At 64.0% G+C, this 25,656-nt stretch carries 30 protein-coding genes and 1 pseudogene; 12 read left to right on the top strand and 19 right to left on the bottom strand.

Annotation, left to right across the window (positions count from 1 at the left end):
* Positions 1-77 precede the first annotated feature (77 nt).
* Entirely contained in the window at positions 78-1,064 is a 987-nt protein-coding gene (locus AB0269_RS13295; protein ID WP_366211738.1) for a DNA topoisomerase IB, read from the bottom strand.
* A 147-nt stretch (positions 1,065-1,211) separates the two neighbouring features.
* Here AB0269_RS13295 and AB0269_RS13290 point away from each other — a divergent pair, with 147 nt between their 5' ends.
* Together AB0269_RS13290 and AB0269_RS13285 are read left to right on the top strand one after the other, a co-directional pair.
* Positions 1,212-1,376, top strand: a complete 165-nt coding sequence (locus AB0269_RS13290) for a hypothetical protein (protein ID WP_366211737.1) — start codon at positions 1,212-1,214, stop codon at positions 1,374-1,376.
* A 7-nt stretch (positions 1,377-1,383) separates the two neighbouring features.
* Positions 1,384-2,013, top strand: a complete 630-nt coding sequence (locus AB0269_RS13285; protein ID WP_366211736.1) for an NAD(P)H-dependent oxidoreductase — start codon at positions 1,384-1,386, stop codon at positions 2,011-2,013.
* Positions 2,014-2,132: 119 nt separating this feature from the next.
* On the opposite strand, the gene AB0269_RS13280 is transcribed toward AB0269_RS13285, so the two are convergent.
* The 3 genes from AB0269_RS13280 to AB0269_RS13270 form a co-directional block, all read right to left on the bottom strand.
* Positions 2,133-2,585, bottom strand: a complete 453-nt coding sequence (locus AB0269_RS13280; RefSeq protein ID WP_366211735.1) for a nicotinamide-nucleotide amidohydrolase family protein — start codon at positions 2,583-2,585, stop codon at positions 2,133-2,135.
* 2 nt (positions 2,586-2,587) lie between these two features.
* Positions 2,588-3,013 carry a CBS domain-containing protein gene (locus AB0269_RS13275; RefSeq protein WP_366211734.1) on the bottom strand — a complete coding sequence of 142 codons (426 nt, stop codon included), beginning with the start codon at positions 3,011-3,013 and terminating at the stop codon, positions 2,588-2,590.
* Between the two features lie 123 nt (positions 3,014-3,136).
* Positions 3,137-3,460, bottom strand: a complete 324-nt coding sequence (locus AB0269_RS13270; RefSeq protein WP_366211733.1) for a hypothetical protein — start codon at positions 3,458-3,460, stop codon at positions 3,137-3,139.
* An 18-nt stretch (positions 3,461-3,478) separates the two neighbouring features.
* Between AB0269_RS13270 and AB0269_RS13265 the strand changes: the two genes are divergently transcribed.
* Entirely contained in the window at positions 3,479-3,814 is a 336-nt protein-coding gene (locus AB0269_RS13265; protein WP_366211732.1) for an ATP-dependent DNA ligase, read from the top strand.
* A gap of 3 nt (positions 3,815-3,817) precedes the next feature.
* Here AB0269_RS13265 and AB0269_RS13260 read toward each other — a convergent pair whose 3' ends face one another.
* Both AB0269_RS13260 and AB0269_RS13255 read right to left on the bottom strand, forming a co-directional pair.
* Entirely contained in the window at positions 3,818-4,564 is a 747-nt protein-coding gene (locus AB0269_RS13260) for a 5'/3'-nucleotidase SurE (protein ID WP_366211731.1), read from the bottom strand.
* A complete protein-coding gene (locus AB0269_RS13255) occupies positions 4,561-5,562 on the bottom strand; it encodes a PfkB family carbohydrate kinase (RefSeq protein WP_366211730.1) in 1,002 nt (333 codons plus the stop codon). Before AB0269_RS13255 ends, AB0269_RS13260 begins: the two co-directional genes overlap by 4 nt.
* A 157-nt stretch (positions 5,563-5,719) precedes the next feature.
* On the opposite strand from AB0269_RS13255, the gene AB0269_RS13250 reads away from it, so the two are divergent.
* The 3 genes from AB0269_RS13250 to AB0269_RS13240 all read left to right on the top strand — a co-directional run bounded on the left by AB0269_RS13250 (position 5,720) and on the right by AB0269_RS13240 (position 8,156).
* Positions 5,720-6,604: an SDR family oxidoreductase gene (locus AB0269_RS13250; RefSeq protein ID WP_366211729.1), complete on the top strand. Its 885-nt coding sequence runs from the start codon at positions 5,720-5,722 to the stop codon at positions 6,602-6,604.
* A 2-nt stretch (positions 6,605-6,606) separates the two neighbouring features.
* Positions 6,607-6,918, top strand: a complete 312-nt coding sequence (locus AB0269_RS13245) for a hypothetical protein (RefSeq protein WP_366211728.1) — start codon at positions 6,607-6,609, stop codon at positions 6,916-6,918.
* A gap of 101 nt (positions 6,919-7,019) precedes the next feature.
* Positions 7,020-8,156, top strand: coding sequence for a YbdK family carboxylate-amine ligase (locus AB0269_RS13240; protein WP_366211727.1), 1,137 nt, complete (start codon positions 7,020-7,022; stop codon positions 8,154-8,156).
* Between the two features lie 347 nt (positions 8,157-8,503).
* On the opposite strand, the gene AB0269_RS13235 is transcribed toward AB0269_RS13240, so the two are convergent.
* Complete coding sequence (locus tag AB0269_RS13235; RefSeq protein ID WP_366211726.1) at positions 8,504-9,115, bottom strand: hypothetical protein; 612 nt, start codon at positions 9,113-9,115, stop codon at positions 8,504-8,506.
* Between the two features lie 114 nt (positions 9,116-9,229).
* On the opposite strand from AB0269_RS13235, the gene AB0269_RS13230 reads away from it, so the two are divergent.
* Positions 9,230-9,412 (top strand): helix-turn-helix domain-containing protein, encoded by a 183-nt coding sequence (locus tag AB0269_RS13230; RefSeq protein WP_325471887.1) that lies wholly within the window; start codon positions 9,230-9,232, stop codon positions 9,410-9,412.
* A 225-nt stretch (positions 9,413-9,637) separates the two neighbouring features.
* Here the strand turns inward: AB0269_RS13230 and AB0269_RS13225 are convergent, their stop codons facing one another.
* The 3 genes from AB0269_RS13225 to AB0269_RS13215 form a co-directional block, all read right to left on the bottom strand.
* Complete coding sequence (locus AB0269_RS13225; RefSeq protein WP_366211725.1) at positions 9,638-10,543, bottom strand: ImmA/IrrE family metallo-endopeptidase; 906 nt, start codon at positions 10,541-10,543, stop codon at positions 9,638-9,640.
* 4 nt (positions 10,544-10,547) lie between these two features.
* Positions 10,548-10,910, bottom strand: a complete 363-nt coding sequence (locus AB0269_RS13220; protein ID WP_366211724.1) for a helix-turn-helix transcriptional regulator — start codon at positions 10,908-10,910, stop codon at positions 10,548-10,550.
* Positions 10,911-11,561: 651 nt separating this feature from the next.
* Positions 11,562-11,972: a (deoxy)nucleoside triphosphate pyrophosphohydrolase gene (locus tag AB0269_RS13215; protein ID WP_366211723.1), complete on the bottom strand. Its 411-nt coding sequence runs from the start codon at positions 11,970-11,972 to the stop codon at positions 11,562-11,564.
* Positions 11,973-12,083: 111 nt separating this feature from the next.
* Here AB0269_RS13215 and AB0269_RS13210 point away from each other — a divergent pair, with 111 nt between their 5' ends.
* Both AB0269_RS13210 and AB0269_RS13205 read left to right on the top strand, forming a co-directional pair.
* Positions 12,084-13,040: a thymidylate synthase gene (locus tag AB0269_RS13210; protein ID WP_366211722.1), complete on the top strand. Its 957-nt coding sequence runs from the start codon at positions 12,084-12,086 to the stop codon at positions 13,038-13,040.
* Entirely contained in the window at positions 13,030-13,962 is a 933-nt protein-coding gene (locus AB0269_RS13205) for a hypothetical protein (RefSeq protein WP_366211721.1), read from the top strand. Before AB0269_RS13210 ends, AB0269_RS13205 begins: the two co-directional genes overlap by 11 nt.
* On the opposite strand, the gene AB0269_RS13200 is transcribed toward AB0269_RS13205, so the two are convergent.
* Entirely contained in the window at positions 13,946-15,046 is a 1,101-nt protein-coding gene (locus AB0269_RS13200) for an ImmA/IrrE family metallo-endopeptidase (RefSeq protein ID WP_366211720.1), read from the bottom strand. The two genes, AB0269_RS13205 and AB0269_RS13200, sit on opposite strands and share 17 nt — an antisense overlap.
* Positions 15,043-15,354, bottom strand: a complete 312-nt coding sequence (locus AB0269_RS13195; protein WP_366211719.1) for a hypothetical protein — start codon at positions 15,352-15,354, stop codon at positions 15,043-15,045. Before AB0269_RS13195 ends, AB0269_RS13200 begins: the two co-directional genes overlap by 4 nt.
* Positions 15,355-15,645: 291 nt before the next feature.
* Between AB0269_RS13195 and AB0269_RS13190 the strand changes: the two genes are divergently transcribed.
* On the top strand, positions 15,646-16,509 hold the full coding sequence (locus AB0269_RS13190; RefSeq protein WP_366211718.1) for a restriction endonuclease: 864 nt from the start codon (positions 15,646-15,648) through the stop codon (positions 16,507-16,509).
* A 403-nt stretch (positions 16,510-16,912) separates the two neighbouring features.
* Here AB0269_RS13190 and AB0269_RS13185 read toward each other — a convergent pair whose 3' ends face one another.
* From AB0269_RS13185 to AB0269_RS13165, 5 genes are all read right to left on the bottom strand, one after another.
* The gene (locus AB0269_RS13185; RefSeq protein ID WP_366211717.1) at positions 16,913-18,151 is read right to left on the bottom strand and encodes a Fic family protein; all 1,239 of its coding nucleotides are present in this window, start codon (positions 18,149-18,151) and stop codon (positions 16,913-16,915) included.
* Positions 18,152-18,210: 59 nt separating this feature from the next.
* Complete coding sequence (locus AB0269_RS13180; protein ID WP_366211716.1) at positions 18,211-20,952, bottom strand: AAA family ATPase; 2,742 nt, start codon at positions 20,950-20,952, stop codon at positions 18,211-18,213.
* Between the two features lie 334 nt (positions 20,953-21,286).
* Positions 21,287-21,877 (bottom strand): HAD-IA family hydrolase, encoded by a 591-nt coding sequence (locus AB0269_RS13175; protein ID WP_366211715.1) that lies wholly within the window; start codon positions 21,875-21,877, stop codon positions 21,287-21,289.
* A 286-nt stretch (positions 21,878-22,163) separates the two neighbouring features.
* On the bottom strand, positions 22,164-22,820 hold the full coding sequence (locus tag AB0269_RS13170; protein ID WP_366211714.1) for an NYN domain-containing protein: 657 nt from the start codon (positions 22,818-22,820) through the stop codon (positions 22,164-22,166).
* A 104-nt stretch (positions 22,821-22,924) separates the two neighbouring features.
* Positions 22,925-23,488: a hypothetical protein gene (locus AB0269_RS13165; RefSeq protein ID WP_366211713.1), complete on the bottom strand. Its 564-nt coding sequence runs from the start codon at positions 23,486-23,488 to the stop codon at positions 22,925-22,927.
* Positions 23,489-23,497: 9 nt separating this feature from the next.
* On the opposite strand from AB0269_RS13165, the gene AB0269_RS13160 reads away from it, so the two are divergent.
* Positions 23,498-23,917 carry a hypothetical protein gene (locus AB0269_RS13160; RefSeq protein WP_366211712.1) on the top strand — a complete coding sequence of 140 codons (420 nt, stop codon included), beginning with the start codon at positions 23,498-23,500 and terminating at the stop codon, positions 23,915-23,917.
* A 118-nt stretch (positions 23,918-24,035) separates the two neighbouring features.
* On the opposite strand, the gene AB0269_RS13155 is transcribed toward AB0269_RS13160, so the two are convergent.
* The gene (locus AB0269_RS13155) at positions 24,036-24,566 is read right to left on the bottom strand and encodes a sigma-70 family RNA polymerase sigma factor (protein ID WP_366211711.1); all 531 of its coding nucleotides are present in this window, start codon (positions 24,564-24,566) and stop codon (positions 24,036-24,038) included.
* Positions 24,563-25,174 (bottom strand): hypothetical protein, encoded by a 612-nt coding sequence (locus tag AB0269_RS13150; protein WP_366211710.1) that lies wholly within the window; start codon positions 25,172-25,174, stop codon positions 24,563-24,565. Before AB0269_RS13150 ends, AB0269_RS13155 begins: the two co-directional genes overlap by 4 nt.
* A 200-nt stretch (positions 25,175-25,374) precedes the next feature.
* Here AB0269_RS13150 and AB0269_RS13145 point away from each other — a divergent pair.
* Positions 25,375-25,656: pseudogene (locus AB0269_RS13145) on the top strand (hypothetical protein); the annotation flags it as partial.

Here is a 25,656-nt window from a genome sequence, read left to right as displayed (position 1 = left end):
CCAGCACAGGAACGATCCATACGGTGGCGCCGACAGCGTGATCCATCGATGAGGATGCAGACCGCTCGTGATGGACGTCAGTTCCCGTTGCCCGCTGCCGGGGCGCCGCCGAGCAGTCGTATGATCGCAGTCTCGGCGCTGACGGAGAGATCGAGGATCCGTCCCTTCCTGTACTCGGTGAACACCCGCGGGTCGATGTAGCTCGCGCGGGCGACGGGAGCCGTATTGCCCAGAAGTCCTGCCGTCGCACGAACAGCGAGTCGTTCGGCATCGCGACGTGCGGATGCGGTGTCCAGCGCTCCGATCCGTGCGAGTGCCTCCGCCGCGCACGTGGTGCCTCGCAGCGTGCGGAAGTCCTTCGCCGAGAACTCGGTGCCGAGCATATCCGCGATGTGCACGTTGACGTCGGATGCGGTGACAGCCGTCTGGCGGCGGCCGTCGGCGAACCAGAGCAGAGGCGAGCGTCGGTCTCCCTTGGTCAGCAGTGTGATGGCCGACGCGAGGTCGTTGTCATCCACCTCCAGGTGAACCCGCTGACGACTCTTTCCCGGGAAACTGAAGCTCACGAGCGAGCCGTCGACGCTGGCGTCACGGCGACGAAGGGTGGTGAGCCCGCGGCTCCCGTGGCGAGCGAGGTATCGGGTCGATCCGATGCGCGGTGCTGCGGCGTCGAGAAGTCGGAAGGCCACGGCGAGGGCTTTCTCGCGTGTCGTTCCGTCGCCGCGCAGAGCGGTCGTCACTCGGGCGCGAGCGTGCGGGAGCGCCTCTGCCAAAGTCAGGGCGCGACTGTACTTGTTGCGATCGCGCCGGCGGCGCCACTCCTGGTGGTACAGGTACTGTCGGCGGCCCGCGGCGTCGACGCCGACGGCCTGGATGTGGGCGAGCGGCTCGGCGGCGATCCAGACGTCCTCCCAAGCCGGTGGGATGACCAGGTCGCGGATGCGTCGTCGTGCACGGGAACCCGCGGCCTTTCCCGAGGCGTCGAGGTACCGGAAAGACCGTCCCGCGCGCACCCGTCGGAACCCCGGGTCGTTGCCGGGATCCACACGGACCAGACGCGCCATGGATCACCTCGCTGTATCAGCACCGCTGTCTGGGCCACGAATAGCACCGCCGGTTGTTGCGAGTCAACCCCCGGGCGTTCAACCGGGCTTCCTGCCAGTGTGGCCTCAACGCTAGAAGCGACGGAACCCGTCGCGGAAGGGCAGGACATGAGTACCGTACTCATCATCGTCATCATCGTCGCCGTCGTGCTTGCGATCGTCGGCGGCCTCAACACTGCGCTCAACTGGCTGCTGTGGGTCGCGCTGATCGTGGGGGTTATCGCGCTCATCGCGTTCCTCATGAGAGTGATCAGCGGCCGCAGAAGCAACTGACGCTCTGATGGCAGGCGATCTCGTGATTCCCTCACTCACCGCCCTCACCATCAACTGCACGCTGAAGCCATCACCCGCCGATTCGAGCACGGCGGTTCTGCAGGGCCAGCTGTCGACGTTCCTGCGGGAACGGTCCGTCGCCTGCGAAGACGTCCGTGCCGTCGACTTCGCCATCGCGCCCGGCGTGGAGAAGGACATGGGCGACGGCGATGAATGGCCGATGCTCCGGCAGAAGGTGTTGGCGGCCGACATCGTGGTGCTGCTGACACCGACGTGGCTGGGGCAGCATTCCAGCGTCGCGCAGCGGGTGCTCGAGCGGCTGGACGCGGAGTTGTCCGAAGAGGATGCTGAGGGGCGCCCGATCCTGTTCGGCAAGGTGGCTGTGGTCGGCGTCGTCGGCAATGAGGACGGCGCGCATCACATCGTCGGCATCCTCTACCAGGCGCTCAACGACGTCGGGTTCACCATCCCCGCCCAGGGCTGCGTCTACTGGAACGGCGAGGCGATGCACAAGACCGACTACAAGGATCTCTCCTCGACTCCGAAGGCCGTGCGTGCTTCCATCACGACGGCTTTGACGAACGCCATTCACCTCGCGGGCGCATTGCGGAACGAGGGATACCCGCCTACGGGGTGAGTCTGAGCCGCGTCAGCGGCGGCTCAGGAATCGGCGGCGGGTGTCCGCTCGCGCGTCGCGCTCAGATGGACTTGCGTCTCCTTGACAGCATAGGTGGGTTTCGCCGAGCATCGGCCCATTCAGGTCGTCCGCTCCTTCGGCGACGCCAGGGGCGGGACGTGCCGTGCCCCTCCTCCCGAGGACGGAACGCGTCGTCCGTGCTCGCCTTCGATCGCCCACCCCAGGTACACCGTTCCCGGTGGATGACCGTCCTCGGGCTCCGGTCCGCCGACTCCGGTGGTCGCGACGCACACGTCCGCGCCGAAGAGCTCGCGTCCACCTGCGGCAAGCTGTTCTGCGCACTGCGGAGAGCAGGGATCGGCGCCGGGCGTCACGTCGAGCAGACTCTCCTTGACGTCCTGCATATAGGCGATGATCCCGCCTGCGAACCATTCCGATGCGCCGTCGCCGGCTCCGATGGTGTGGGCGAGCGTGCCCGACGTGAGCGACTCGACGACGGCGATGCGGAGTGGTCGCTCGCGTGCCAGCGCGCTGAGCACGGCGATGTCCGCGGTGCCGAAGGTCGTGCTCATGTTCACGAGGCAGCCTGTCTGGATATGCTCTCGACGGTCACGCCTGTCGCCTCCGGGCTCAGTGCCAGTGCGACATCGGCCTGACTGATGATGCCGACGAGCCGGTGATCTTCGATGACGGGCAGGCGCCGGATCTGCTGCTCCTGCATCAGCTCGAGTGCGACTTGGATGTCGGCAGCAGCGTCCACAGTGTACGGTTTGCCCGCGGCGAGGACCCGAGCCGGCGTGGTCTCGAGATCGAACCCGTAGGAGACTGCTCTGACGACGATGTCGCGGTCGGTCAGCATCCCTTTCAGCCGCCCGTCTTCCCCGCAGATCGGGAGCGCACCGACGTCGAGTTCGGACATGACGGATGCCGCGATGCTGAGGGAGTCGTTCTCGCCGATGCAGCGCGGGGCCGGGGTCATGATGTCGCGGGTAAGGGTCATGGTCCTGCTCCTTCTCGATTCCGGACTTCTGAGGCGCACCCCGTGCGTCGTCTGGGACCGCCCCGTTCGCAGTCTTCACGGTAGAACCGGAGCGGTTCGCGACAGGAGGGGGTTGACCCGATCTCAGTGCTGTGCTGGAATCTGCGGCCCTGGATCGACGTCCTCGGGAATCAGCGAGATCCCTCCGCTGGAGTTGGCGGAATTCGCCATCGCCGTGATCCATTCCGTCGACAGCTCAGGCGGTTCCGGGTCGTCGAAGACGAAGCGCAGCGGAACGGCCGGATGCAACCAGATCGTCGACCGTCCGGAGTCGTCCGGATGCCGCCACGACAGCGTGAAGCTCTCGTTGCGTCGGAGCTTCGTCGCGATCACGACCTTGAGATGGGCGAGGGCACGGTCCTCGATGAAGATGGTGTCACTTCTTCCGCCGTAGAACATCAGGCCCATGGGGCTACGCTACCCATCATGGGCAAGTTCATCTACGAGGGCGGCGTCAAGGTCGAGATCGAAGACCGCGCGCTGACCCACGTACAACTCGTCATCAGTGCGAAGCTGCGCCGTGGTGAGCCGTTCGCCTTCAGCTGGAGAGAGGATGCCAGCGTCGGTGGCGGACGCACCACGGTTTGGCTGCACCCGAGCAGTTCGATCGTCTACAAGTATTACGGCGGCCGACAGCCGTCGATCAACCGGGCGTGGGTGGACGCGCTCGCGTTCACCGCGAACTCTCCGACCGGGTTGCACCTCGTTCCGGAGCCGGCGGAGTCGGGCGAGGAACGGCCGACGGCCGAACCGCCGGCCTGAGCGTCACCCGATGTTCAGACCGAGCGGGCGCTCGGTGATCGAATCGATGCCGGTGACGGTGATCCAGCCGTCGCCCAGGAGAGTCGCATCGCTGCCGGGAGCGGGCACGTTGGGCAGCTCCTCGACGGCGAGTCGGACGAAGCGGTCGTCGCTCTCCGACACCGTCATGTGCACGATCCCGAACGGGGCGAGCGATGCTTCGCGGACGCCTCGCGGCTCGGAGGCGTTCGGCACGTTGACGTTCATGACCGCTCCGATCTCACGCTCTTCGAGATGGGGCACGAGGCCGATCGCCGCCTCCGCGGCCGTGCGCCAATGGAACGCTTCGGGATTCATGCCGACATCCAGGGAGACGGCCATGGCCCTCGCTCCGTTCAGGGCTCCGGTGAGCGCCGCGCCGACCGTTCCCGAGTGCAGGATGGCGCGACCGACGTTGGCGCCGTGGTTCACACCGGAGAGCACGATGTCGGCGGGGTCTCCGAACGCCCCGCGCGCAGCGATGAGGGCGATCAGCCCGGGGCCCCCGTGCACGGCGAACGCCGGGACGCCGGGCAAGCGCGACAGTGTCCGGCGATCGACGGCGATCCGGCCGTCCGCCTCGGCCGCCATGATCGACGCGCTCGAGCCGCTCGACTGCGTTGCCGGGGCCGCGACGGTGACATCGAATCCTGCGCTCGCCGCGGCCTCGGCGAGAGCGCAGAGTCCTGGCGCCTCGATGCCGTCGTCGTTCGTGATCAGCACACGGGTCATGACGCGTCCTCGGTGTCGGCGAGGACGGCGAGGCCGTCCGGACTCACTCTGCCCTCCTGCTCGTGCTGGTCAGGGGCAGGAGGCGCCGTGTCGCGGACGACGACCTTCCCCCGCAGGCTCTCGATGACCTCGGCATCGCCAGTGCCGAGTCCGTGCCGTGTGACGTTGAGCGCCCCGGCCGCCGCCCCCAGTGTGATCGCATCGCGCAGATCCTCCCCGCGGGTGACGGCGGCGATGACGCCGGCGGTGAGGGAGTCTCCAGCACCGCGCGGTTCGTTCTCCTCGAACGGGGGAGAGACGACCTGCGCCACCCCGTGCGCATCCGCGAGCAGAAGCGGTTCGGACGATCGAGTGACGATCACCGCCCCGGCACCGTCCGTGCGCAGTCGTCCCATCGCCGCGACGATCTGATCGACGGTGGGGTCCTCGACAAGTCCGTCCGCCAACAACTCCTCGTGACTGACCTTCAACACGTCGACATGACCCTGGACCACCGCGCGCAGGCGGTCGCCAGCGAGATCCGCCACCACTGTCTTGCCCGCCGCACGCAGGTCGATGGTGAGCCGCCGATAGAAATCGGCGGGGATCGTACTCTCTCCGGCGGGGCCGCTGAGCACCACCACCTCGGACGGCTCGCTGCCGCGCAGCATCGCACTGTAGAGATCGTCGAGATCGTGACGTCCGATCGGATCGCCGTCCTCTTCGTCGATGACGATGCGCTCGCCCCCGCGACGGTCGTGGACATACGCCGACCCGCGGCCGTCGCGCACGACGGCCTGAACAGTCAGACCTTCATCCTCCAGCAGATGATTCAGCATCCGGCCGACCTCGCCGGTCAGCACGCAGCACATCGTCACCGGCACATCGAGTCTGCGCAGCATGCGCGCCTGCCAGACACCTTGGCCGCCGGCGTGCACATGGATCTCGGATCCCTGCGGATGATCCTCTACCGTCACGGTCAGGGTGGGGGAAGGGGCCAGAATCGTCACGCCGCTCATGGTGTCTCCTTTCGTTCGTTTCCGGTGTCAGTCTGCGATGCCGTGAGGTCGGCGGCATCCCCATTGACAGATGCCGGGGGTCGCGATGTCAACCCCCTATGCTGCGCGTACGCGATCGAAGAAGGTGGTCTGACCCCCCGAAGCAAGGAGCGCTCAGATGCCTGACAATCCCGCTGATCCACGACATGCGCACCGAAACGAGGAGTTCCCCCCGCAGACGCAGAGCCAGCCCGGCCAGACCGAGCAGATGCGCCCCGAACCCGATCATGGCGAGTCGACCTACGAGGGACACGGACGTCTGGACGGTCGTCGAGCGTTGATCACGGGCGGCGATTCCGGCATCGGCCGAGCCGTCTCGATCGCTTTCGCCCGCGAGGGCGCCGACGTCGCGATCGCGCACCTGCCCGAGGAGCAGTCGGACGCCGACACCACCCTCGAGCTCGTGCGGGAGGCTGGACGGACAGGCCTCAGCCTCGCCGGTGATCTACGCAACGAGGACTTCGCGATCGAGGCAGTTCGCAAGACGCGAGACGGGCTGGGAGGCCTGGATGTCCTCGTCCTGAACGCTGGCTACCAGCATGACATCGACGGATTCGAGAACCTGCGCACCGATGAGATGCGGCGGGTGTTCCAGACCAACCTCGAAGGGCTGCTCTTCTCCGCGCGGGCCGCCTTCCCCGATCTCGAGAGTGGAGCGAGCATCATCGTCACCGCGTCCATTCAATCGTTCAACCCCTCGCCGGGACTCATCGACTACGCCATGACGAAGGCCGCGCAGGTCGCCTTCGTAAAGGCGCTCGCCGAGGAGGCGGGTCCTCGCGGCGTCCGTGTCAACGGCATCGCTCCCGGCCCGATCTGGACACCGCTGATCCCCGGGACGGGTTGGGACGACGAGAAGGTGCAGTCGTTCGGCAGTGATACTCCGCTCGGACGGGCAGGTCAGCCGGCGGAACTCGCCGGCGCCTACGTCTACCTCGCCTCGGCCGAATCGACGTACACCTCGGGTGCGATCCTGGCCGTGACCGGGGGGAAGGCGCTGTGACCATGGCCGCGCAGGAACCTCCACGGGCGGCCTCCGACTGGGAGATCATCCCGATCTCCCGCACCGCGTGGCGCATCTGCGACGGTTCTCTCACCGAGACGGATGCCTCCCGATTGGTCGCCTACGTCGACAGGTATGAGACAGGGACGTACGACGTGCTCTGGTTGCGCAGCCCATGCCCGACCCGCTCCCGCTATCGAGATCTCGACGAGCTGCTTGCAGACCTGGATGCCGCCAATGCAACCGGCTCTTCGTCCGAGGTGTCGAGGGCGACTCGCCCTGTCCACATCGCGCACTTCCCGCCGCGCGAGTAGCCGGCCGGTTCGAACGCCGAGGTCAAGGGCGACGGCTGCGCGTATCGGCGACCTCCGGACGCTTGTTCTGCACGCACGATTCCAGCTCAGGAGGTGATCACATGGTCCGATTCGGCATCGAAGAGGAATTCATGACGTTGGATCCGCGCACCCTTGCGCCGATACCGCAGGGGGCGGCAGCCCGGACCGCTTTGGCACGTGATCGCCTGCAGTCGGCAAACGGGCAAAGGCCTGCCGGGGACGTCCAGAAGGAGTTCCTCGACTGTCAGGTGGAGATCGCGACCGCGCCGTCGCAGACGCTGGAGGAGGCCGGGGCGCAGCTTGCACGGTACCGCGCGCAACTGCGAGATTTCGGTCGGCGGGCCGGCCTCATCGTCGCGAGCGCAGGTACGCCCTATGGAATCGCGGCGAACGCGTCAGTGACCGACACGCAGAGGTATCGGATGATCGCCGACTTCCTGGGCGGCCTCACCCGGGAGCACCTCGTGAACGGGCTGCATGTCCATACCGAGGTGATCGGCGTCGAGGAACAGGTGAGTGCATTGAACGCCGTGCGCCCGTGGCTGCCGGTCTTGCTCGCTGCCACCGCGAACGCTCCGTTCTGGCGCGGCCAGGACTCGGGATTCGCCAGTTGGCGCAGCATGCTGCTTCGGCGGCTGCCCACGATGTGGTGCCCGCCTGTGTTCCAGGACGCGCAGGACTACCAGCATCGAGTCGAGCGACTCGTCACGCTGGGGGCAGCCCTGGATCCGGCATCCATCGCCTGGGCCGCGCGAGTCTCCGACACGTATGACACGGTCGAGGTGCGGGTCTTCGACGCGCAACTCACCGTCGCAGACTCGCTCTTCACGGCCGCGCTCACCAGGGCGATCATCACTGACCGCCCTCGCACCGTAGCCTTGGATTCCGAAGCGATCGACGCCTCGTTATGGATGGCGGCCCGCGGCGGCATGCGCGCACGAGTGGTCGATCCGATCACCGGCGACGTGAGCCCGGTGCCGGCGGTTCTTCAGGCCCTGTGCGAGACAGTGCGAAACGCCCTGGAAGGACATGGGGACCTGGAGTTTGCGCGGAGTCGGATCGAACGCGCCCAGGCGGAGGGAAGCGGGGCTGACCGGCAAAGGCGGGCCGTCGCCAGTGGGGGAGCCCTGGGCCTCGCGGGGCTGCTCGTCGACCTCGATAACGAACCACCTGCACCTCGCGAGACGGATCTGGTCAGGGCCCCCGCGCCGGGCTGAGGGCCGAGTTGCTGGCGAAAAACAGACGGTGCCCCTGGAGGGACTCGAATGCGAATTGAGCAATTCGCATCTCGGCATACAACGACAAAATCCGCGTAATTACGCGGGTTATCGAGATGCCGCCGACATCCAGCAACGTCCGAAAACAGCCAGTGGGAAATAGGATGCGGGCAAAAAACGGGCAAGAAAACCAGTCACAGAAAGGCTCTCAGACGTATGCCGAAACGGGATGCGGGCAAGCTCAAGCTCGAGCGGCGCTGGAAGTCTCAGATTTGCGCACTTTGCATTTGACTGCCGTCTATTACTTGGCAATGCGCTGAAACGGTGTTGAATGCACCCGATTGCGGTCAGAGGCCGATCGAGGGGCCGGACGATGAGCCCGGGACCTGGTGCGGGTGCGCACGATCCTCTTCTTCGATGCGCATCCTGTTGTGCGTCTCGCGGGTGATCAGGTCGATGGCGAGGCCGGCTTCGCGCGCGCGGGCCATCATGCGCGTGGCCGTGCTCACGCTCACGCCGAGTTGCTCCGAGACGAGCTTGAGGGGTGCGAGGTTCACGGTAGCCGCGATCCGGTAGAGCGTCACCGCCTCGCGCATGGTTTCCTCGTCGGTGCGATCGGTACGCGATCTCACCTCTGCCAAGTACTGGTTGAGAGGCTCGATCCCGCCCTGTTCTCGGGCGACTTCGACCACGCGCATCGATGAGAGTGCGACGAGGTACTGCACGCGCACGTCGCGGAGTGCGGCAGCCGTCACCTCCACGCCCTCCCCCGCACGATCGACGCGGACCGACGCCGCTGCCGTGCGGCGCAGCTGTTCGTCGAACACGATGTGGAGGTGGATGGCTCCGGCGACGTTCGCCTCACCCATGGCGATGACGTCCCACGCCTTGGGAATGCTCACCCCGTCGCCCACATCGATCCGCTCGCTGTCGGTCACCTCGACTGAAACGTCGCTCATGCCGTGAGCTTTTCACAGATCCGGCAACGTGAGCAATACATGTCGCGGATTGCTCACGATCGGAGTACGGTGTGGGCAAGCGATGTCACGCATTGCTCACGAGAGGAGAAGGACATGAACAGGACAGACACTTCACTCGCCCTGACGATGAAGGATGCCGCCAAGCTCGTCGGCGTCGACTACCGCACGATCAAGCTCGGCATCGAGAGCGGAACCATTCCGACCGTGCAGCTCGGGCCGAGGCGGATGATCCCGCGGGTGCCGCTGCTGCGCGCGTTCGGCGTCGACGCCAGGTAACCCCGCGCGACGGGTACACCCGGGATAGCCAGCAGCCAGCGGCACAGCGCGATCCGCTTCCGGGCAGGGGCTCGAATCGGGTCCTCAATCGAACACGCCGCTGTGGAGGTTGGGGGCCTGTCCGGGAGCTCCTTGTGCGGCCGACACGCGGACTCACACGCGTGCGACAGAAAGCGTGGGCAGAAGACGGAGCCGTAGATACAGAGGCTGGTCGGCTGACGCCAATCAGCCAGGTAGTAGCTCGAACCCATCTGTCGACACCAGTTTGAGTTTCTGTCCCGTGAGCTTTGACTTCCGGTGGAGAACCACGAAGTTGAGCCGTCCGTTTGTGAATCCCTCGGCGACGAATGAGGTGGAGCCTCTTGTGGTGTCCAAAGTGACTTCGCAAGCCGGGGCGCTGCCGGTCTGAAGACTGAGAAGTGCGGCAAGCTCCGGGTAGGTGGTGTTCCCCACTCTGCCGCGGAGCATGGAGGCCAGTCGCCCGTACCGCTCGCGGAAGCGGCTCGATTCAAACGTCTGGGTTCCGAATAGCTCGACTGTTCCTCCAGCCTTGGGGTACCGACCAATGGTCAAGACTGCGATCGCATGCTCGCTGTCCTCGACGTACTTACGGATGGCGGCGTGCGCTGACACTCCGTATTGCGGGGCGAGGTGAAGGGCGGCCTCGAGTCCAGGAGCGTACTGGTCAGCGTGCTTCGTGAAGCGCCCAGCTCCAAACAAGAGTTCGGCGGAGAACTGGTTGGCTTCTTGTTCGAGAACTTCCTTCGTGGACGGATCAAGTGTCGTGTGATCGTCTCCCCAGAATGCAGCGCCATGCCAGGGCAGGGCGTCATGACCGATCTCGTGAGCTTCGGTGAAGCGTTGACGAGGAACGGGAAGTGATCGGTCGACGTAGTACTCGCGCTTCGCGACTGAAAGCAGACCTAGGACCTTGCCGCTCAGCTTCTTGATGACCTCTCGGAAGCGGCGCGGCGCCTCCTCGCCGAGTTCGAACAGATCGCGGCGGTGCAGGCCGACAGCTTCCGCCACCTGGTCGACCGGCACCCTCGTGACGTCGCCGACCCCCGCCGCCGCCAGCGCGCCTTTGGCATACTGGCGGATTTTCGATGTCGACGCTGCACCCTCGAGCATTGGCCTACCGCTTGCTCTTGAGGTAGTTGAGGTAGTCCATCAGATCCTTCTTCTCATCCTCCGTGAGGTCTTCGAGCGCTCGGAGCGGTATGCCGTTGAGCGAATCGGACGGCTGCGAGGGAGCTGATGGCACACGGTGCCCGGCTCTGACAAGAAGCTCGGAGTACTCGACGCCATAGAGTTCCGCCAACTGGAACAGCACGTTAGGGGACGGCTTCGCTATCAACTGGTTCTCGATCTGTGAGAGATACCCGTTGGTGATGTCCGTCTTCGCTTCGACGTCCCGGAGTGTCAGCCCCACAGATCGTCGTGCGCTCTTGAGGAAGGGGCCGAGATCGCTGGTCGTAGTGGTCACTCGAGGGGTCATACGTCCATTCTTGCGCAGTTGACCAAGCTTTGCATTGGGTAACTTGCGCCAAGGACGAGTCTTGCGTAGTGTTCTAAGCAATGCAGGCAACAGCTTGCAGGCTGTCTCAACAGAAAGGCCTCTCATGGCACACCGCAGCGCGATCTCAGGTCGCTACATCTCATCCGCCGCAGCCGCGCGTCACCCGCGCACAAGCGTCTCGGAGAGCGGTGCGAACCGCTCCAGCGGCACGCATCACCGCAGTGCGATTTCGGGTCGGTACATCGGCCCGGCGGCCGCGGCCCGTCACCCCAACACGAGCATCACTGAGCAGGGCTGACCCCCTCTCAACAACAAGGAACGCCACCCTGCCTGGGGTGGCGTTCCTTGCGTCGGCGCATGGGATCCGCTCGCTCTGCACATGAGCAGCGACTTGCTGGGCGATCCGCTTTCGGGCGGCGACCGATTGGGGTCCCTCGCCGTGCGCTCCGCCAAGTGTCACGTCGTCGGTAGGTCGGTGTCTGCGTCGTCGTCGGGACTTGTGTTGGCTCCGACTCCGGGCTGCGCGGGAGCCAGCTCGAAACTGTCGAGGTCGAACGCCCTTCTGAGCAACGCAAGGTTCGGATCTACGAGTCTGTCTCTGAGTACAGGCGGGCGAACGACCGCCGACGGCTAGAGAGTCATTTCCCTCGTCAGAAGACGCACCGCCGGCAAGTCGGCGTCGGCCCAATCGAGGTCGGGCAACTCCTCGCGGCGAACCCAACGTAGATCATCGTGATCCGTACTTGCCTCGGGTCGTGAGCCGAGGAGCTCCGCTCTGAGGCAGATCAGCCTGATGATTTGACTGCCAACGATGGTGTCGTCGGTTGTCAGCGTTCCAGTGACCGCCACGTGGACGCCAAGCTCCTCGTGGATCTCCCGGACAAGTGCTTGGCTCGGAGACTCGCCTGGTTCGAGTTTGCCACCCGGGAACTCCCACTTTCCCCCAAGCACTCGATCGCTGTTCCGCCGGCACGCGAGCACCAGCCCGTCCTGCTCGATGATCGCCGCCGCCACCTCAAGCGCAGCCGGGTTCTCGAGCATGCCGCTACTCTATTCGCTCGTCATCGACACGGTATCCGTCGAACTGTTGAATCACTACCGGCATCAGGGATCTCTACTAGCGTTTACCCGGCGCCACCTCATGGGAGAACGATGACGATATTCTGCGCGAGCGAAAGTACGCTCGACGATCTATTGCACGAGATCCTTGGTCACCTGCTTGAGAGCGGCAAGACGATTCATCCGACCAAGGGTGAAGCGCTTGAGCTTGTCGGAGTTGCGATCGAACTCACGGATCCGCGGTCGAGGGTGAGCAGAAGCCACAAGCGCAGTCGAATCTTTAGCGCCCTCGGCGAGCTGCTCTGGTATCTGTCCGGCTCGGACGACGTCGATTTCGTCAAGTACTACATCTCGATCTACCCGGACTTTGCGGTCGACGGCCGCGTCGAGGGCGCCTATGGACCCCGACTGTTCGGCCCGCAGCACCGACTTGAGGACATCATCGAACTCCTGCGGCGAAAGCCAGATAGCCGTCAGGCTGTCGCGCAGATCTTCGCGCACGACGACCTCACCAACGTGAAGGACGTCCCATGTACCACCAACCTGCAGTTCTTCATCAGGGAGGGCCGTCTGGACATGGTGGCGAGCATGCGATCAAACGATGCGTACTTGGGGCTGCCTCACGATCTGTTCGCATTCACGATGATTCAGGAGATGGTTGCGATCCGCTTGGGCGTCGAGCTGGGCACATACAAGCACTTTGTCGGCAGCCTGCACCTCTACGCCCGCAACATCGATGATGCTCGTACGTTTCTTGACGAAGGCTGGCACCAATCGACACCGATGCCAGCCATGCCGAACGTCGCGCTAGACGTCGGAGTCGAGCGCCTGAGGTCGGCCGAAGTCGCCTTACGGACGCAAACCGACGAAAAGCCTGTGCTGGAGGATCTTGGCGCAGACTACTGGGATGATCTGATTCGCCTCCTTCTCGCGTTCCGCGCGGCAACAGTGGAAGAGCTCAGTCGCATACGCACTTCTATGACGAGCGATTTCTTCAAGGTCTACCTGACCGACCGACTGCCGCGGCTCGAGGAGAATGATGCGCGCTAACTACATCGTCGACGCCGAGCGTATCGATGGGTTGTTGCGCGATTTCGAAGCGCAGAACGGTGCACTGCCCGGAATCGTCGACCCCGCGGTCCGGGGAGCCTTGATTAATCAGATCATCGACTCTGAGCAGCGGGTGCGCTACTTCTCGGTCCTTCAGGAGCGCGTCCTCGATCCCGCGAGCTGCGATCCGGCCAAGCCGGGGTTCGATCCGTTGCGTGCGGCCCTTATCCATCGAGACGCAGGCAACTACGACGAAGCGGTGTGGCTTGTCTTCTTGTATGTGCACTTCGGGAAACATCTACGAGCCGGATGGCGCTATGTTCGCGATGTTTACGGGAGGCTTGGGGAAGGAGATCTCTGGGATTGGAGCAACACCTCCAACGACGTGACCGCCTTTAGGTATTGGCTCGACGACAACCAGGAGGCGTTGCGAGCGGCGCCTGGGCCACAGGGATTCGGGAATCATCGAAAGTACGAGAGTCTCAAGGCGTGGACAGACAACGGGACAGGTGCGGCTTTCGAGAGCTACATCGACTGGGTGCACTCAGGCGGCGGCGAGCACGCGGAGCGGTTCGCTCCCTTCGCGCCGCTGACGCCCGAGGAACGGTTTGACGCGCTCTACCGGTCACTTCGGGAGGTGGCCCGCTTTGGCAGGATTGCGAAGTTCGATTACCTGACTACGCTCCATCGGCTTCGTCTGATCGAGGCAGTGCCGCCCCACTCGTACCTCGTTGGGGCCACCGGCCCACTTGCTGGCGCGCGGATGTTGCTCGAACCTGACGGATCTACGGCTAGCGCGCGCGAACTGCAAGTTGCTCTTCAGAGCTTGTCATCGGCGACTGGGCTCGCCCCAGACGTTCTCGAAGACGCGGTCTGCAATTGGCAGAAGAGCCCGGATCGCTACGTCAGATTCTCAGGGTAGTTCCTTCCCACTTATAGCGACGCTTCAACGTGTTCAGTTGGTTGAACTGCACCACGCCCTCGTGTTGAAGCTGTCCGACCACAGCTCCGGCAGATACGTTCTCGCGCGAGGCGAATCGAAGCACATCTCGCTTCGTGGGGCCTCGGCCAGACACGCGTAGAGAGTCGATCCCACTCGGAACCAAGGCCTGTTGGGCGAAGCGATCTGCCTCTGACTCCGCAGAGCTGGCCTCTGCGGAACTCTCCGCCCCCTCAAAGTCATCCAGGAACGTCTCTTCTGCACCGTGCAGTAGCAGGTGCCCGATCTCATGGAAGATCGTGAACCAAAGGTGATCGTCACTGAGGTGGCGAGCTGTCAACGCGACTGTCGCGGTGCCATTAGTTGTTCTGAACGCCGCACCACTAAGAACACATCCCTTCGGGGCCCGGACGACGACGATCGCAACACCTGCGTCAGCGGCGAGTTCTTGGAGCGCTGGGAGGAAGTCCGCGGGGTCTGCTACGCGAGTCAGATTGCGAATTGCGGGCAGGCTACCGCGCAAGCGAGCAGCGTTCCACTCCCCAACGCCGAGATCCTCCGCCTCAAGCTCCGCCCGCCTGAGCCACGCCGCCAAGGTCACTTCGTCTGATGAGAACGCGCTCGAAGTTCGGTAGTGTGCGCCGCCGATTGCGTCGCGGATCTTCCTTCTGCCCTCTTCTGCATCCGACGCGCCAAAGAACGCCAAGCCGATCCTCGCTTGAGACCGCCAACTGTCGCTCGAATCAACCCATCCGAGCTGGATCATCTGACTCATCGGCATGCGTTGAAGAAGTTCGTCAGCTGTTAACCACTCCGTGGCCTCACGGTACTGACGCTCGCGAGCGAGCCAGAAGGAACTCGAACCACCAACTCGGTCCGCGAGGAGGGCGGCGATGTCGACGGTAATCTCCTGCGAACCCGCAAGTAGTCGCCTGGTCGCAGGGTCGCCGATACCAAGCTGATCGGCGAGGTCTTCGGCCGTCCAGCCTCGATGGTCGAGCAACCTCCGGATTGCGTCGGAAGGGCTAGACGCCCACCGGGGCTCAAAAGCCGTGACTGTAGTCATCCGGTGATGTCCCTTCGCTTAAGTTCATCGATTCGCACCCGCGTCGATCGCAGCGAATCCAGATTCGCGGACTGTGGCACATGATCTAGTCGTCCCACGATCGCCCACCTCTCGTTGACCTCGATAGCCACAGAGCCAGGCTCAGAATCACGAATCTTTACACCCCAGGGTAGGTCGTCGAGCTCATCGGCGGCCATCAGGTCCGCCAATCGCACGATGAGGTCCTCGACGTCGTCCTGCGCCATGAAGTCGACCTCGGGGCTTGTGCAGAACTCCCGCAATTGCCGAGTGCGGAAACTGAGTTCCATCGCCCATCCCCTCGAAGATTGGCATCGGCTCCCCGCTTTCGGACGAGTGCATTCGACTACAACTGCTTCGATCTGGATGTTATCCATGATCCGTGGACCGAGTCTGGCTCTCCGCGGTTCGGCGTGTCCTCCTTCGTGCGACCAGTCGCTCGGAGGATCCCAGATTGAGCGGTGGTCCTACCCGCGCTTCGATGATCGGAAGTTTCCCGCCCGATGAGGAGTCCCTCACCGACGCTGGCCCCTTCGAGCGCGCGTGCCCCAGCTCTTCGCGGCGTCCGCCATGCTAGGTGGATGCCAGCATGGAAAGACTACCAAGAGCAATCAGCAAGCCTCTTTCGCGAGCTTGGCTTCACCGCAGAGACGGACGTGACCGTGGAGGGCGCTCGGGCGTCACACGATGTCGATGTGCTCGTCGCTTACCAACACGCTGGCCTAGATCTCATGTGGGTCGTCGAATGCAAGGCCTGGAAGTCACGCGTCAAGAAGGAGAAGGTCCTCGCGCTCCGAAGCGTTGTCGAGGACGTCGGTGCGGACAGGGGCGTGCTGCTCGCAGAAGGGGGCTTTCAAAGCGGTGCAATCAAAGCCACGACGAAGAGCAACGTAATCGCGAGTTCCTTGGCAGAGCTGCGAGTCCGAGCAAGTGACTGGCTGATCGAGCAGCGCCTGCTCTCGCTTCCCGAACGCATCGGTAGAGCGAACGCTCGCTACTGGAACATACCGAAGAACTACCGCGAGGAATCGGGGCTCCGGCCCGACGGGCCGTTGGCTGGCGGTTATAGCGGCACTAGCATCCTTAGTCTGCTTCCAGTGCTAGTCACCAATGCCCTTGGCAACGTTCTACCGCCTCGCGGAATGATGGGCCCGGATCTCCCGGTGCACACCCGTGAGGAAGCGGCTGAGGTAGCGGAACTGCTCATCGGGGACCTCGAGAGCAGATTGCAGGCGGCAGAGCTAGACATGCCCGAGTCCGTTGCCGCCCAGGTTGCGCACAACGAAAACAGTCGGGCGACGCGTGAATTGCCGAACGACAACGACCGGATCCGCCTCCAGATGAGTGTGGCCATGCTGTTGGGTCAACCGGTAGAGGCGATCGTGCGAGGCCTGCTAGAGAAGCACTCGCCACCCGACGCGGCAGCCGGCGAGGCACCGGCGTAGTTGGACGATTAGCCTGGGACCGCTCGTGCGGTCAGCTACCTGAGAGTCGGTCGGCGCGCCCGATCACCGGTCCTTCAGGGACGTCTGCGACGAGGGTTCCGGTAGCGATGCTGAAGCGCCGCCTACGTCGCCCGTATAGCCCGGCCGAACGCTCTCTCGCTCAGCGCCCGCCAATCGGGCACCTCCACATCCCCACCCGCACCCGGCTCCCGCATCCCGAAGCCACAGCGTGGGCGCTGCATCGGCAGGATCGCAGAGCCGGTACACCGCGTCGTTCGAGTTCCTCTTGGCGAACCAACACGTCACGAGTAAGTGCATGTCACGCTCGAAAGCCAACCCGGCACCCGCCCAGCGAGCACGGCACCGGGTGCGATGAGGACGCGGGAGCAACAACGGCTACGCATCAGCGCCCCGACATCCGCCGAATCACAGACGCGTACGCATCGAGCGCCTCGAAGATCCCCCGGTGCTGCCACACGCGGCCACGACTCTTCCCCGTGGTCTCAGTGAGCACCTCGCGCTCGGTGAGCGAATCGAGCGCGCGAAGCGCGGTCATCTCCCCGAGACCCAGCGCGCTCTTGAGGTACTTGACGTTCACCGCGGGCTGGCCAACCAGTGTGGGCAGGATCTTCCACGCCGCGGCATCCGCACGGATGCCCGTCATCTTCGCGCGGGACTCGTCGAGCTGCTCGACGAGATCATCGACGAGCTCCGTTCCCGTGGCGGCAGCGATCCTGCTCGCGCCGGCGAAGGCGCGGATGATCGGGCCGGCGTCGCCGTCACGGAAAGAGGTGAGTGCATCGAAGTAGCGGGGCACGTCGACGAGTAGGCCGGCAGAGATCGGCACGGCGGTCGATCCGACGAGGCCCTTGTTTCTCAGAATCGACTGCGCGAGTGCGCGGCCGGTTCGACCGTTGCCATCCGGGAACGGGTGGATCGTCTCGAACTGTGCATGCGCCACGGCAACTTGCACGAGAACCGGCACGTCCTGGCGCTTCACGAACCGGACAAGGTCTCCGATCGCACCGGGAACACGACCCTGATGTGGTGCGACGAAGTCGGCGACGCGAGGACCGGCTTCGCCCTTCCCGATCCAGACCTGCTCATTGCGGAATCGCCCCACATCCTCAGGCGGGAAGCCGGTCTGATGGAGCATCAGCGCTTTGTGCATCGCCAGGATCGAGTTCTCGCTGATGTCATCGGCGAGCTGCAGCGCGGCCTCCATGGCGCGAACATTCCCGACGACCGTGAGCGCGTTCGCCTTATCACCCTCGTCGATCTCCGCGAGGGCAAGCTGCTTGGCCGACGTCGTGAGCTGCTCGATCTGCGAGCTCGACGCCGACTCCGTGCGCAGCAGGATCGCCGTCATCGGCCCCAATGCAGGATTGCCCGTGCCGAGCTTCCGCTGCGCATGGTGATCGAACTCGACCAGCTGACGCGTCGCGTCCTCGACGTCCGCCGAATCCTCACTCGAGATGACAGGACTCCACGCGGCTATGGCCGGCGTCACTGCAGCGTCGTATGCACCAGTCTGACGCTCCACTTCGGCGCGCGAATGGATCTGAGGTGCACGCGGCGCCCAGTCGAAGATCTCGTAAGTCACCGCATCGATGGGGATGGGACTGCTGGCAGGTGTAGCCATGAAACGATGTTACCAACATTTATCGCAATAAGTGTTAGTAACGAAGGTCTCCACCAACACTACGCCCCGATTCCACGCCCAGCCCTCAGCTCCCTGACCACCGGTCCGGTACCCACCGCCGCCTCGTGCATCCGCGCCGCACGCCGCAGCTCCGCCTCCGCCGCACGCACGGCATCCTGCATCGTCAGCTCCGGCGTGCCCCGCTGCATCGACTCCACAAGGCGCTCGCGCGCCGCAGCATCCGTTCGCGCGACCACGACCGCGAGGTTGTGCACCCGCCCGCGCGTCAGGCCGACGTAGAGCCCCGCGGCATCCACGTCCGGCCCGACCACCGACGCATCGGCGGTGTCACCCTGCACCCCGTGCACGGTGGACGCGTACGCGAGTTGCAGATGCTGGCGCGCGTAGTCGGCCGAGACTCGTGCCACCTCGCCGCTGTCGCTCACGGAGACAAGAGATAGATACTCGTCGCGGATGCTGCGCACAACCCACTGCGCACGATTCTCGACGCCCGTGCGACGGTCGTTGCGACGGGTCTGGACGGTGTCACCGACGAGGATGCGCTGCTCGCCCATTCCCCACGCGACGACGCCGGCATCGAGCTCGCCCTGATCCACTCGCCGTTGCTGGATGGCGTCGTTGATCGCATCCGCCTCGGCGTTCGTGCCGGACACCAGCGTCACCCGCTTACCGCGCGCATGCCACTCGAAGTACGCCTCGATTATCCGCTCACGCGCCGCTTCGTGATGGTCGACCCTGTCGACGTGGCCCTGTTCGGCAAGCTCGCCCGCAACCGCCAGCGCGCGCTCGTGATCACCCGCATCCCGGAGCCGCAGCGTGAGCGCCGCGTAGTCGGGATCGCGGAACCGGTGCACCGTGTCGAGCTCGACCGCGGCGTTCGCATGCCGGATCGCAGACCCCATCGCCCCCGCATGCCCGACTGGCAGCGCCTGATGCGTGTCGCCGACGAACGCCAGCCCGACACCTTGCTCGATCGCGAGTTCGACGAGCGCGTTCGCCGCATTCAGGTCGACCATTCCGGCCTCGTCGATGACGATCCGGTCGTGCGGACGCAACGCGTACTGGCTGGGCCCGCCGTACGCGGTGCTGGTGTCGGGATCAACATCTCCCGCTCGAACCCTGGTCCAGACTTTCGCGCCGGCAGAGTCTGTGCCCCATCGGTAGCCGTGGTCCGAGAGCAGGGCGTGGATGCTGGATGCCTCGGCGCCGACCTCGCGAGACGCCACGGATGCCGCCTTCCGTGTGGGAGCGACAACGAGCATCCGTCGCCGCTGCGTCGTCAGCGCCGTGAATGCAGTGCGCAGCATTGTTGTCTTGCCCGCACCGGCTGGCCCGGTCACCGTCACGAGCCCGTTCGTGCCGGCGATCGCGCACGCGGCCGCGCTCTGCGAGGCATCCAGCGTCGAAAGATCCGCGTCCGGTGCCAGCCTGTGCAGCTCGCTGGTCAACAGCGAGCGCCCGGGATGGGCGAGCACGTCCAAGCGGCCGGCGAGACGCACCTTCGCGCGCACGGTTTCGGTCGCCATGAACGCCTTGACGTGCGCGGGTGGATCGTCCGCAACGAGCCGGTGGACAGAACGTATCGCCCGCTCGGTGATCTCGCTGATCACGCCGTCGAGTCGGTTGCGCTCGGCGACGACGCCCGTGCGTGAGAGCGCGCGTATGGCGCCCGCGCGGATGTCGAAGATGCTGAACCTTCCGCCGCATGAGGTGGAGCGCTCGTCGGCGTCGACGACGGCCTGTGCCGCGAGCAGATCCAAATCGACCACATGCAGGTCTGCCCCAGCGACCGGAGTGGGCGCGTGAGGTGTGATCAGTTTCGGGTCGATGGCGGCGATCTCATCGCGGACTTGAGCCTCCCAATCCGCCTCGTCGAGGTCGGCCGGTTTGTTCGGGCGCGACACCGCCCACGCGCGCCGATCGATCTGCTGCAGCACCTCCACGCTCGGAGCCGAGCCTCTGTGCGCCGCCGACCACTCCGCGATCAGGTGCGCGCGGTTGGATTCGATCTGCGCCGCCCGGCGCGAGACGGGTCGGACGGCGCTGGCGAGTTCGGCGATCTCGCCAGTCTCGTCCAGGGTGTATCCGTGCCGGGCGAGCGCGGCGACCCAGGCGGGATCGGTGCGGGCGGCGAGCTCGCCCTCGGCGTTGACGACGGTGTGCAGTTTCATCGCGACGCGCGAGTCGAGGTTCGACCACTTGCCGTCGGCGCCGAGCACCTTGATGTTCAGCCAGAGGTGACGGTGGATGTGCGGGTCGAGCGCACGCGAGCGACGGTGCTGCAGCTCGACGACCTCGACGCGGGTGATCTCCTCACGGATGAGCCCGCCGTGTCCGCGTCGTGCGTTGAGCTCGGTCTGCCAGGTGAGCAGGATGCGTTCACACAGTCGGTCTTGGAGAGCTTCGAATTCGGTGGCGAGTTCGGGATGCAGCAGCGCGGCGATGCTGTACGACTTCGGGTGGTTGAGCGTTCCGTCGAGCAGCAGGTCGGCGTCGGGGCTCAGCCGCTGATGGCCGCGCTCTTCTCCGGTGACCGGGTCGTGGCCGGTGAGCCAGACGCGAAGCCCGCCGGCAGTGAGCTCGTCGGAAGTGATGACGCCGTTGTTGACGATGAACCGGGAAACGGTTGAATCGGATGCTGCGCTATATGTCTCGAGCGCGTTGACACCGGTCGTGTGATGAAGATGTGCGTCGCACGTGCCCTCGAGTGCGTAGGAGATCGCCTGTCGAACCCCCCGGGAATCGACACCTCGTTTCCAGCGCTCGAGACCTCCTCGCATGCCGCCAGGATAAGTCGCGTTTTACGGGTTATCCAGGTATTTTTACGATGTGTAGCAAGGTGTAGGGGTGTGCTTCTATAGGGTGCCGCTCACCGAGGGTGCCTGCGTGCATTGCATCGCTTCTGTGTGGTCGCGAACGCCCACTCTCGGGGGGCAGCCGAATACGTACCACATGCGTTTCGGCGTGAATCGGGTTCGGCAAGGGGTTTCGGCGGATCGTTCCTCGGCGTGTCGCGCAGGTCGCTGTCGCAAGAGACGAGGTCGCCGGAAACGATCGTTATCGGCAGGTGCTAAAACATCACCTTCTACGCCGAATGGGTGTGAGCCGTGTTGCTCAAACTGCGACGCCCTCGGCGATGAGCCGAGTTCGAAGGCCTTCGACGCCCTCGAACAAGTGGGTGCGCATCGAGATACTGGCAGCACCGGAAAGTTTCGATGCAGAGTCATCTGTGAAGAGGATCTCGCCTGGTCCCACGTCAAGTGCATCCAAGACGTGTCGGAAGGCACGCACATCTGGCTTCGTGAAGCCGATGTCCGCCGAGTTGAAGATCGCATCAAACCTCTTCGCAATGCCCATCGCCGCGACCTCCGCGGGGATGGTGTCCGTACCGTTCGTGAGCACTGCCGTTCGAAGACCAAGGCTGCGCACCTTGTCGGCCAACTCCAAGACGGCGACGTCTAGGGCTGCAGGTTGGACTCCCCACTCGTCAGCAGCCTGGACGCTACCGGCACGGTCACCGACCTGTCGGATCCAATCGGCTCTGGAGATCCGACCAGTCGTCACCGCTTCAATCAATGGTTTCGCGAAAGCGATGCCTTCGAGCGACCCGGGAGTCAGCCCGTGTCTGAGCTCTATGCCGGTCGTGTAATCCCGATCGAAGTGACGAATGACGCCGTCGAGGTCGAACAGCACGACGCGAATCATGCGGCGATTATCCCACTGGTTGCAAGACCATAACGTCGACCGGCTGTCGATCAACCCAACCTCCACCAAGAACGCCTGCCGATTCGTGGTTGCGACGAGCGTTAACGGCACCCCTGTCGTGTCGTGCACTTGGCTCCCGCCGCAAACGATCGTTTTCGGCTGGAAGTTGAACTCGACTTTGAGATAACTCGCCGGTACGGCGTCAGCTGCGCTACCCTAGACGTATAACCACCTGGATGCTTCGGCTACCGGGCGCGGCCCCCGAGAAATCGGGGGCCTGCTTTTTTCATGGCCAGGATGGTGGCTTGCGAATCGTCCGTCCCTCATCGTCCTTCACGGCCATCGCGAATTGAGAAGCGGCCAGCGTGCCCCGCCGAATCTGGCGAACCGTCTCGAGTCCCACCTCTTCGAACGCCTTGTTGTACTTCTCGTGAGCGACGGACACCAGCGCGATCCCCTTGCCCCGCTCGCTGAGCAATTGCATGGGCGGGACGAGGTCCGAGTCGTTCGTGACGATCGCGTATGAATCCGCTCGGTCTTCCATGGCGTCTATCAGCAGGTTAGACGCCAAAGCGACATCGCTGCCCTTCTCCTCAGGACGCTTCACCCGAACCGTAACAACTCGGCCGTTCTCATCTACCTCTTCAGGATGAACGGGTAGGTACTGCTTCACGAAACTGAACTTACCTTCGATGATCTCAACGTTCGTGGTCCTGAGCGCGCGCCAGTAGATCTGCTGACGCTGTCCAATCCCGGGGTCATTGGTCAAAGGTTTGAGAGCCGCAGTGAAGTACTTCACTCCGACCACGTCCCTGTGCGGGAACAGACGACCAGCCAGTGCTTCCAAATCGAGCCACTTGTACTCGCGATATTTGTACTGGAGTAGAGCCTTGTAGAGCGCGAACCCGTCTATGTAGACCATAACCGTCCGGCGGGTGCGCATTAGCCGATCTTACATTCGCCTACGCGGGCGCTGGTCGATACAAGGTGCTCTGTCGTCGAGAACTTGGGATGAGCCCGACGCGGTACTGGCGGACTCGGTGGTTGCTACGAAGCCCCAGTGGTCGCTGCAAATAGAGTGGCTTCCTCGCCGTCGCTCCAGACGCAGCGAACGCCTGTAAGTGTTCCGTTGTCTGGACTGAGAATGGGCTCGCAGTCGGCGTCATTGAACAGTCGGATGTCTCCGGGGTCGACTTCGATGCCGTTTCCGAAGTGCTCGGACTCGGGTTTGATCGTGTTCGTCGTGCTGCTGCCGAGTGCGTAGCCGGTGAAGCCGGCGATGACAACGCCGATCCCCGCGGCGACGCGCCAAGCTACCATTCGTTGGCGTTGCGAGCCGCGACCATGCATGACTTCCTCGACCGACGCGGCTCCGGGCCCGATAGTAGAGCGCTCGCTCATGCTGCGAAGCTGTGCGAGTTCAGCGTCGCTCAGCGGCGGCTGATTCGGCCCATAGGCGCGACGTTGCAACTCCGGTGTGCTGATGTCGCTCTGCGGCACCAGAAGGCGACTGGGTGACTCGGGTGTGGGCAATGTATCGGTCATAGATGAGGCGCTTCCGTAGAACTCGATGGTGTAACGATTTGTAGTCTGTACGTGGCAGCCGGTCATGATCGGATCATGGCGAAGGTGCGCGCTCGTTTCATGGGGCTTGGAGCCATGGTCTTGGTCTGCGTGCTGGCCGGGTGCAGCGGTTCGGGCGCTGGCGTCGCTCAGGCGATGAAGCCGGGTATCCCAGATGGGCTTGTCCTCGAGCCGTTCAGCGAGGATCCCGCGACCACGTGGATTGAACGCGGCAAGACATTCGCCATCGTGACGTTGGGCAGCGGGAGCTGTCCCCGTATTGCGACCGCCCTCACACAATTCAGCCCAGATCGTATCGCGGTGACGTTCGGGGCATCCCCCAACGACCCCTGCACTGCAGACATCGCCCCAACAACCCACGAATTCGAACTGCCGGACGAAATCACCCACGGTCCGGTCACTATCGAGATCAGTTATGAAGACTGGCCGGGCGTGGACACGCTCACGCTGAAGTAGCCGCGGTGACGTCAAGACCGCGCCACGACAGCATCCTCCGTGAGGCTTGACCTGCGGTTGCTTCTGCAGACTGCGGATGAGACATGTCGTTCGTGCCAACCGACGTCCGTCCGCATGCTTACCTGCCGTCGCCAACGTACTCAGCATCAGTTAGTTGCCCGCGTAGTCTCGTTCGCGCTCGGTGATATCGGCTGCGAATGGTGCCGTCCTTCAAGCCCAGTGCTCGAGCGATCTCGTTGAGTGAGAGTCCATCCCAGTGAAGCAAGGTGATGATTTCTTGATCGATCTGGTCTAGCGAGCTCAGCGCGTCGTGAAGCTCGTCAAAAGCGTCGCTGTCCGCGAAGCCGGCCGTGGGTTCCGCCGAGAGTTGGCTGCGGAGTCGGTCCGCGAGCGCGTGACGTCGTGCCGCGCTCCTTCGATGATGGAGTAATACGTTCCTCGCTATTCCGAACATCCACGGTCTGATCTCTTCGTCAGCTGCCGGAAGGACGTGCGCTTTCTTCCACAGCGTGAGCAGGGTATCGGCGAGAAGATCCGCCGCATCGAAAGTCGGATCAGTACGCCGAGCGAAGTACGTGAGAAGTGCTGGGGAGTTCTCGGACACCGCGCGTTCGAATCGTGCGAGCCGCCTGTCCTTGCGAGCGCTCACTTCTCGTCTACCCTGCAGCTCAAGCCCATCGCTCCGATGGAAACCGGGCCGTCAGGATCCCCCACCGCGACGTGCATTGATTCCTCGAGATCAAGAACGCCAGGAATGGCCGTCTTCGTCATCGCGACGAGTTCCGGATACAACTCATTCCCAACGCGAGTTTCGCTGCCGGGATCCTCGTCGACGGGTGTGCCGCGTTCGTAGAGCTGCTGCCCGAAGCCCGTCCAGTCCCGTGAGTCGATTTCGTCATTGAGCGCGGCGATGTCAGCCTGATCCGCGTTTCGCAACTCCACGTACGCACCGCAGGACTCCGAGTGCCCGTCTGCAGTGGTGTACTCGACCGGAATGCGATGTGATCGCAAGTACCCCTCCGGCAACTCCACCCACGGCCAACCAGAAAGTTGGGCAACGGTCATGCTCGCGGCGCCGGTCAGTGCGAGCGAACCGACTACTACGACCGGGATCACCCAGCGCGGCCGACGTCGTTGTCCGCGCCGGAGGCGAGAGGGCTTTGTGGCCTCCACAAGCGATGTTGCTTCGCGCAACGTCGCGGTAGGCAATGGCGCGATCGCTGCGGTGAGCAGATCGTCGAGATCGGAATCGTTCATGATCATCCCTACTGTCGTTTACAAGTACATTCCCGGCAAACGACGTAACGTTGCAGCCCCCGCAGATTTACGACCCGAAGCCCGGCTGCGCGGCCATTCCGGCGGACGATTGTGGCGACTGGTTCGGGACGGTACGCCCAGGCAGTCAGAAACGATCGTTTGCGGTGACGCCGACGCGCGCGTTTCGACATACTGTAGCCATGCGCAAGGCACGTGGACTGCTCGTCATCACGCTTGTTGCGAGCGGGATCCTGGCATTTTCGGGATGCTCGGCTTCAGTGAAAGATGATTTTGCCGATCTTCGGAAATCGCACACGTCTGAAGACCAACTGCCTGCGCTCGACGAAGACCCGATCGAGACGATCAACTTTTCTACGACACGTTATGTTGGCGAGCACGAGGGAACGTCGTTGTGGATAGGTGAGGGCATTGAGCCATCGTCGATCTGTCTCGTCGCTTTATTTGGAGACTCCGAGGGGTCC

The organism is Microbacterium sp. NPDC077644, from assembly GCF_040702785.1.
In the GTDB taxonomy this organism is placed as follows: Bacteria; Actinomycetota; Actinomycetes; order Actinomycetales; family Microbacteriaceae; genus Microbacterium.
This window is presented reverse-complemented; position numbering and strand designations above follow the sequence as displayed.

Excerpts from the sequence above, each read along its gene's own strand:
- AB0269_RS13170 (WP_366211714.1), bottom strand. The coding sequence starts at position 22,820 with ATGCGCACCCGCCGGACGGTTATGGTCTACATAGACGGGTTCGCGCTC.
- AB0269_RS13275 (WP_366211734.1), bottom strand. The coding sequence starts at position 3,013 with ATGACCCTTACCCGCGACATCATGACCCCGGCCCCGCGCTGCATCGGC.
- AB0269_RS13240 (WP_366211727.1), top strand. The coding sequence starts at position 7,020 with ATGGTCCGATTCGGCATCGAAGAGGAATTCATGACGTTGGATCCGCGC.
- AB0269_RS13215 (WP_366211723.1), bottom strand. The coding sequence starts at position 11,972 with ATGCTCGAGAACCCGGCTGCGCTTGAGGTGGCGGCGGCGATCATCGAG.
- AB0269_RS13190 (WP_366211718.1), top strand. The coding sequence starts at position 15,646 with ATGCCAGCATGGAAAGACTACCAAGAGCAATCAGCAAGCCTCTTTCGC.
- AB0269_RS13150 (WP_366211710.1), bottom strand. The coding sequence starts at position 25,174 with ATGAACGATTCCGATCTCGACGATCTGCTCACCGCAGCGATCGCGCCA.
- AB0269_RS13200 (WP_366211720.1), bottom strand. The coding sequence starts at position 15,046 with ATGACTACAGTCACGGCTTTTGAGCCCCGGTGGGCGTCTAGCCCTTCC.
- AB0269_RS13250 (WP_366211729.1), top strand. The coding sequence starts at position 5,720 with ATGCCTGACAATCCCGCTGATCCACGACATGCGCACCGAAACGAGGAG.
- AB0269_RS13210 (WP_366211722.1), top strand. The coding sequence starts at position 12,084 with ATGACGATATTCTGCGCGAGCGAAAGTACGCTCGACGATCTATTGCAC.
- AB0269_RS13295 (WP_366211738.1), bottom strand. The coding sequence starts at position 1,064 with ATGGCGCGTCTGGTCCGTGTGGATCCCGGCAACGACCCGGGGTTCCGA.
- AB0269_RS13180 (WP_366211716.1), bottom strand. The coding sequence starts at position 20,952 with ATGCGAGGAGGTCTCGAGCGCTGGAAACGAGGTGTCGATTCCCGGGGG.
- AB0269_RS13265 (WP_366211732.1), top strand. The coding sequence starts at position 3,479 with ATGGGCAAGTTCATCTACGAGGGCGGCGTCAAGGTCGAGATCGAAGAC.
- AB0269_RS13270 (WP_366211733.1), bottom strand. The coding sequence starts at position 3,460 with ATGGGCCTGATGTTCTACGGCGGAAGAAGTGACACCATCTTCATCGAG.
- AB0269_RS13255 (WP_366211730.1), bottom strand. The coding sequence starts at position 5,562 with ATGAGCGGCGTGACGATTCTGGCCCCTTCCCCCACCCTGACCGTGACG.
- AB0269_RS13185 (WP_366211717.1), bottom strand. The coding sequence starts at position 18,151 with ATGGCTACACCTGCCAGCAGTCCCATCCCCATCGATGCGGTGACTTAC.
- AB0269_RS13280 (WP_366211735.1), bottom strand. The coding sequence starts at position 2,585 with ATGAGCACGACCTTCGGCACCGCGGACATCGCCGTGCTCAGCGCGCTG.
- AB0269_RS13195 (WP_366211719.1), bottom strand. The coding sequence starts at position 15,354 with ATGGAACTCAGTTTCCGCACTCGGCAATTGCGGGAGTTCTGCACAAGC.
- AB0269_RS13285 (WP_366211736.1), top strand. The coding sequence starts at position 1,384 with ATGGCAGGCGATCTCGTGATTCCCTCACTCACCGCCCTCACCATCAAC.
- AB0269_RS13220 (WP_366211724.1), bottom strand. The coding sequence starts at position 10,910 with ATGACCCCTCGAGTGACCACTACGACCAGCGATCTCGGCCCCTTCCTC.
- AB0269_RS13165 (WP_366211713.1), bottom strand. The coding sequence starts at position 23,488 with ATGACCGGCTGCCACGTACAGACTACAAATCGTTACACCATCGAGTTC.
- AB0269_RS13290 (WP_366211737.1), top strand. The coding sequence starts at position 1,212 with ATGAGTACCGTACTCATCATCGTCATCATCGTCGCCGTCGTGCTTGCG.
- AB0269_RS13235 (WP_366211726.1), bottom strand. The coding sequence starts at position 9,115 with ATGAGCGACGTTTCAGTCGAGGTGACCGACAGCGAGCGGATCGATGTG.
- AB0269_RS13205 (WP_366211721.1), top strand. The coding sequence starts at position 13,030 with ATGCGCGCTAACTACATCGTCGACGCCGAGCGTATCGATGGGTTGTTG.
- AB0269_RS13245 (WP_366211728.1), top strand. The coding sequence starts at position 6,607 with ATGGCCGCGCAGGAACCTCCACGGGCGGCCTCCGACTGGGAGATCATC.
- AB0269_RS13230 (WP_325471887.1), top strand. The coding sequence starts at position 9,230 with ATGAACAGGACAGACACTTCACTCGCCCTGACGATGAAGGATGCCGCC.
- AB0269_RS13225 (WP_366211725.1), bottom strand. The coding sequence starts at position 10,543 with ATGCTCGAGGGTGCAGCGTCGACATCGAAAATCCGCCAGTATGCCAAA.
- AB0269_RS13260 (WP_366211731.1), bottom strand. The coding sequence starts at position 4,564 with ATGACCCGTGTGCTGATCACGAACGACGACGGCATCGAGGCGCCAGGA.
- AB0269_RS13160 (WP_366211712.1), top strand. The coding sequence starts at position 23,498 with ATGGCGAAGGTGCGCGCTCGTTTCATGGGGCTTGGAGCCATGGTCTTG.
- AB0269_RS13175 (WP_366211715.1), bottom strand. The coding sequence starts at position 21,877 with ATGATTCGCGTCGTGCTGTTCGACCTCGACGGCGTCATTCGTCACTTC.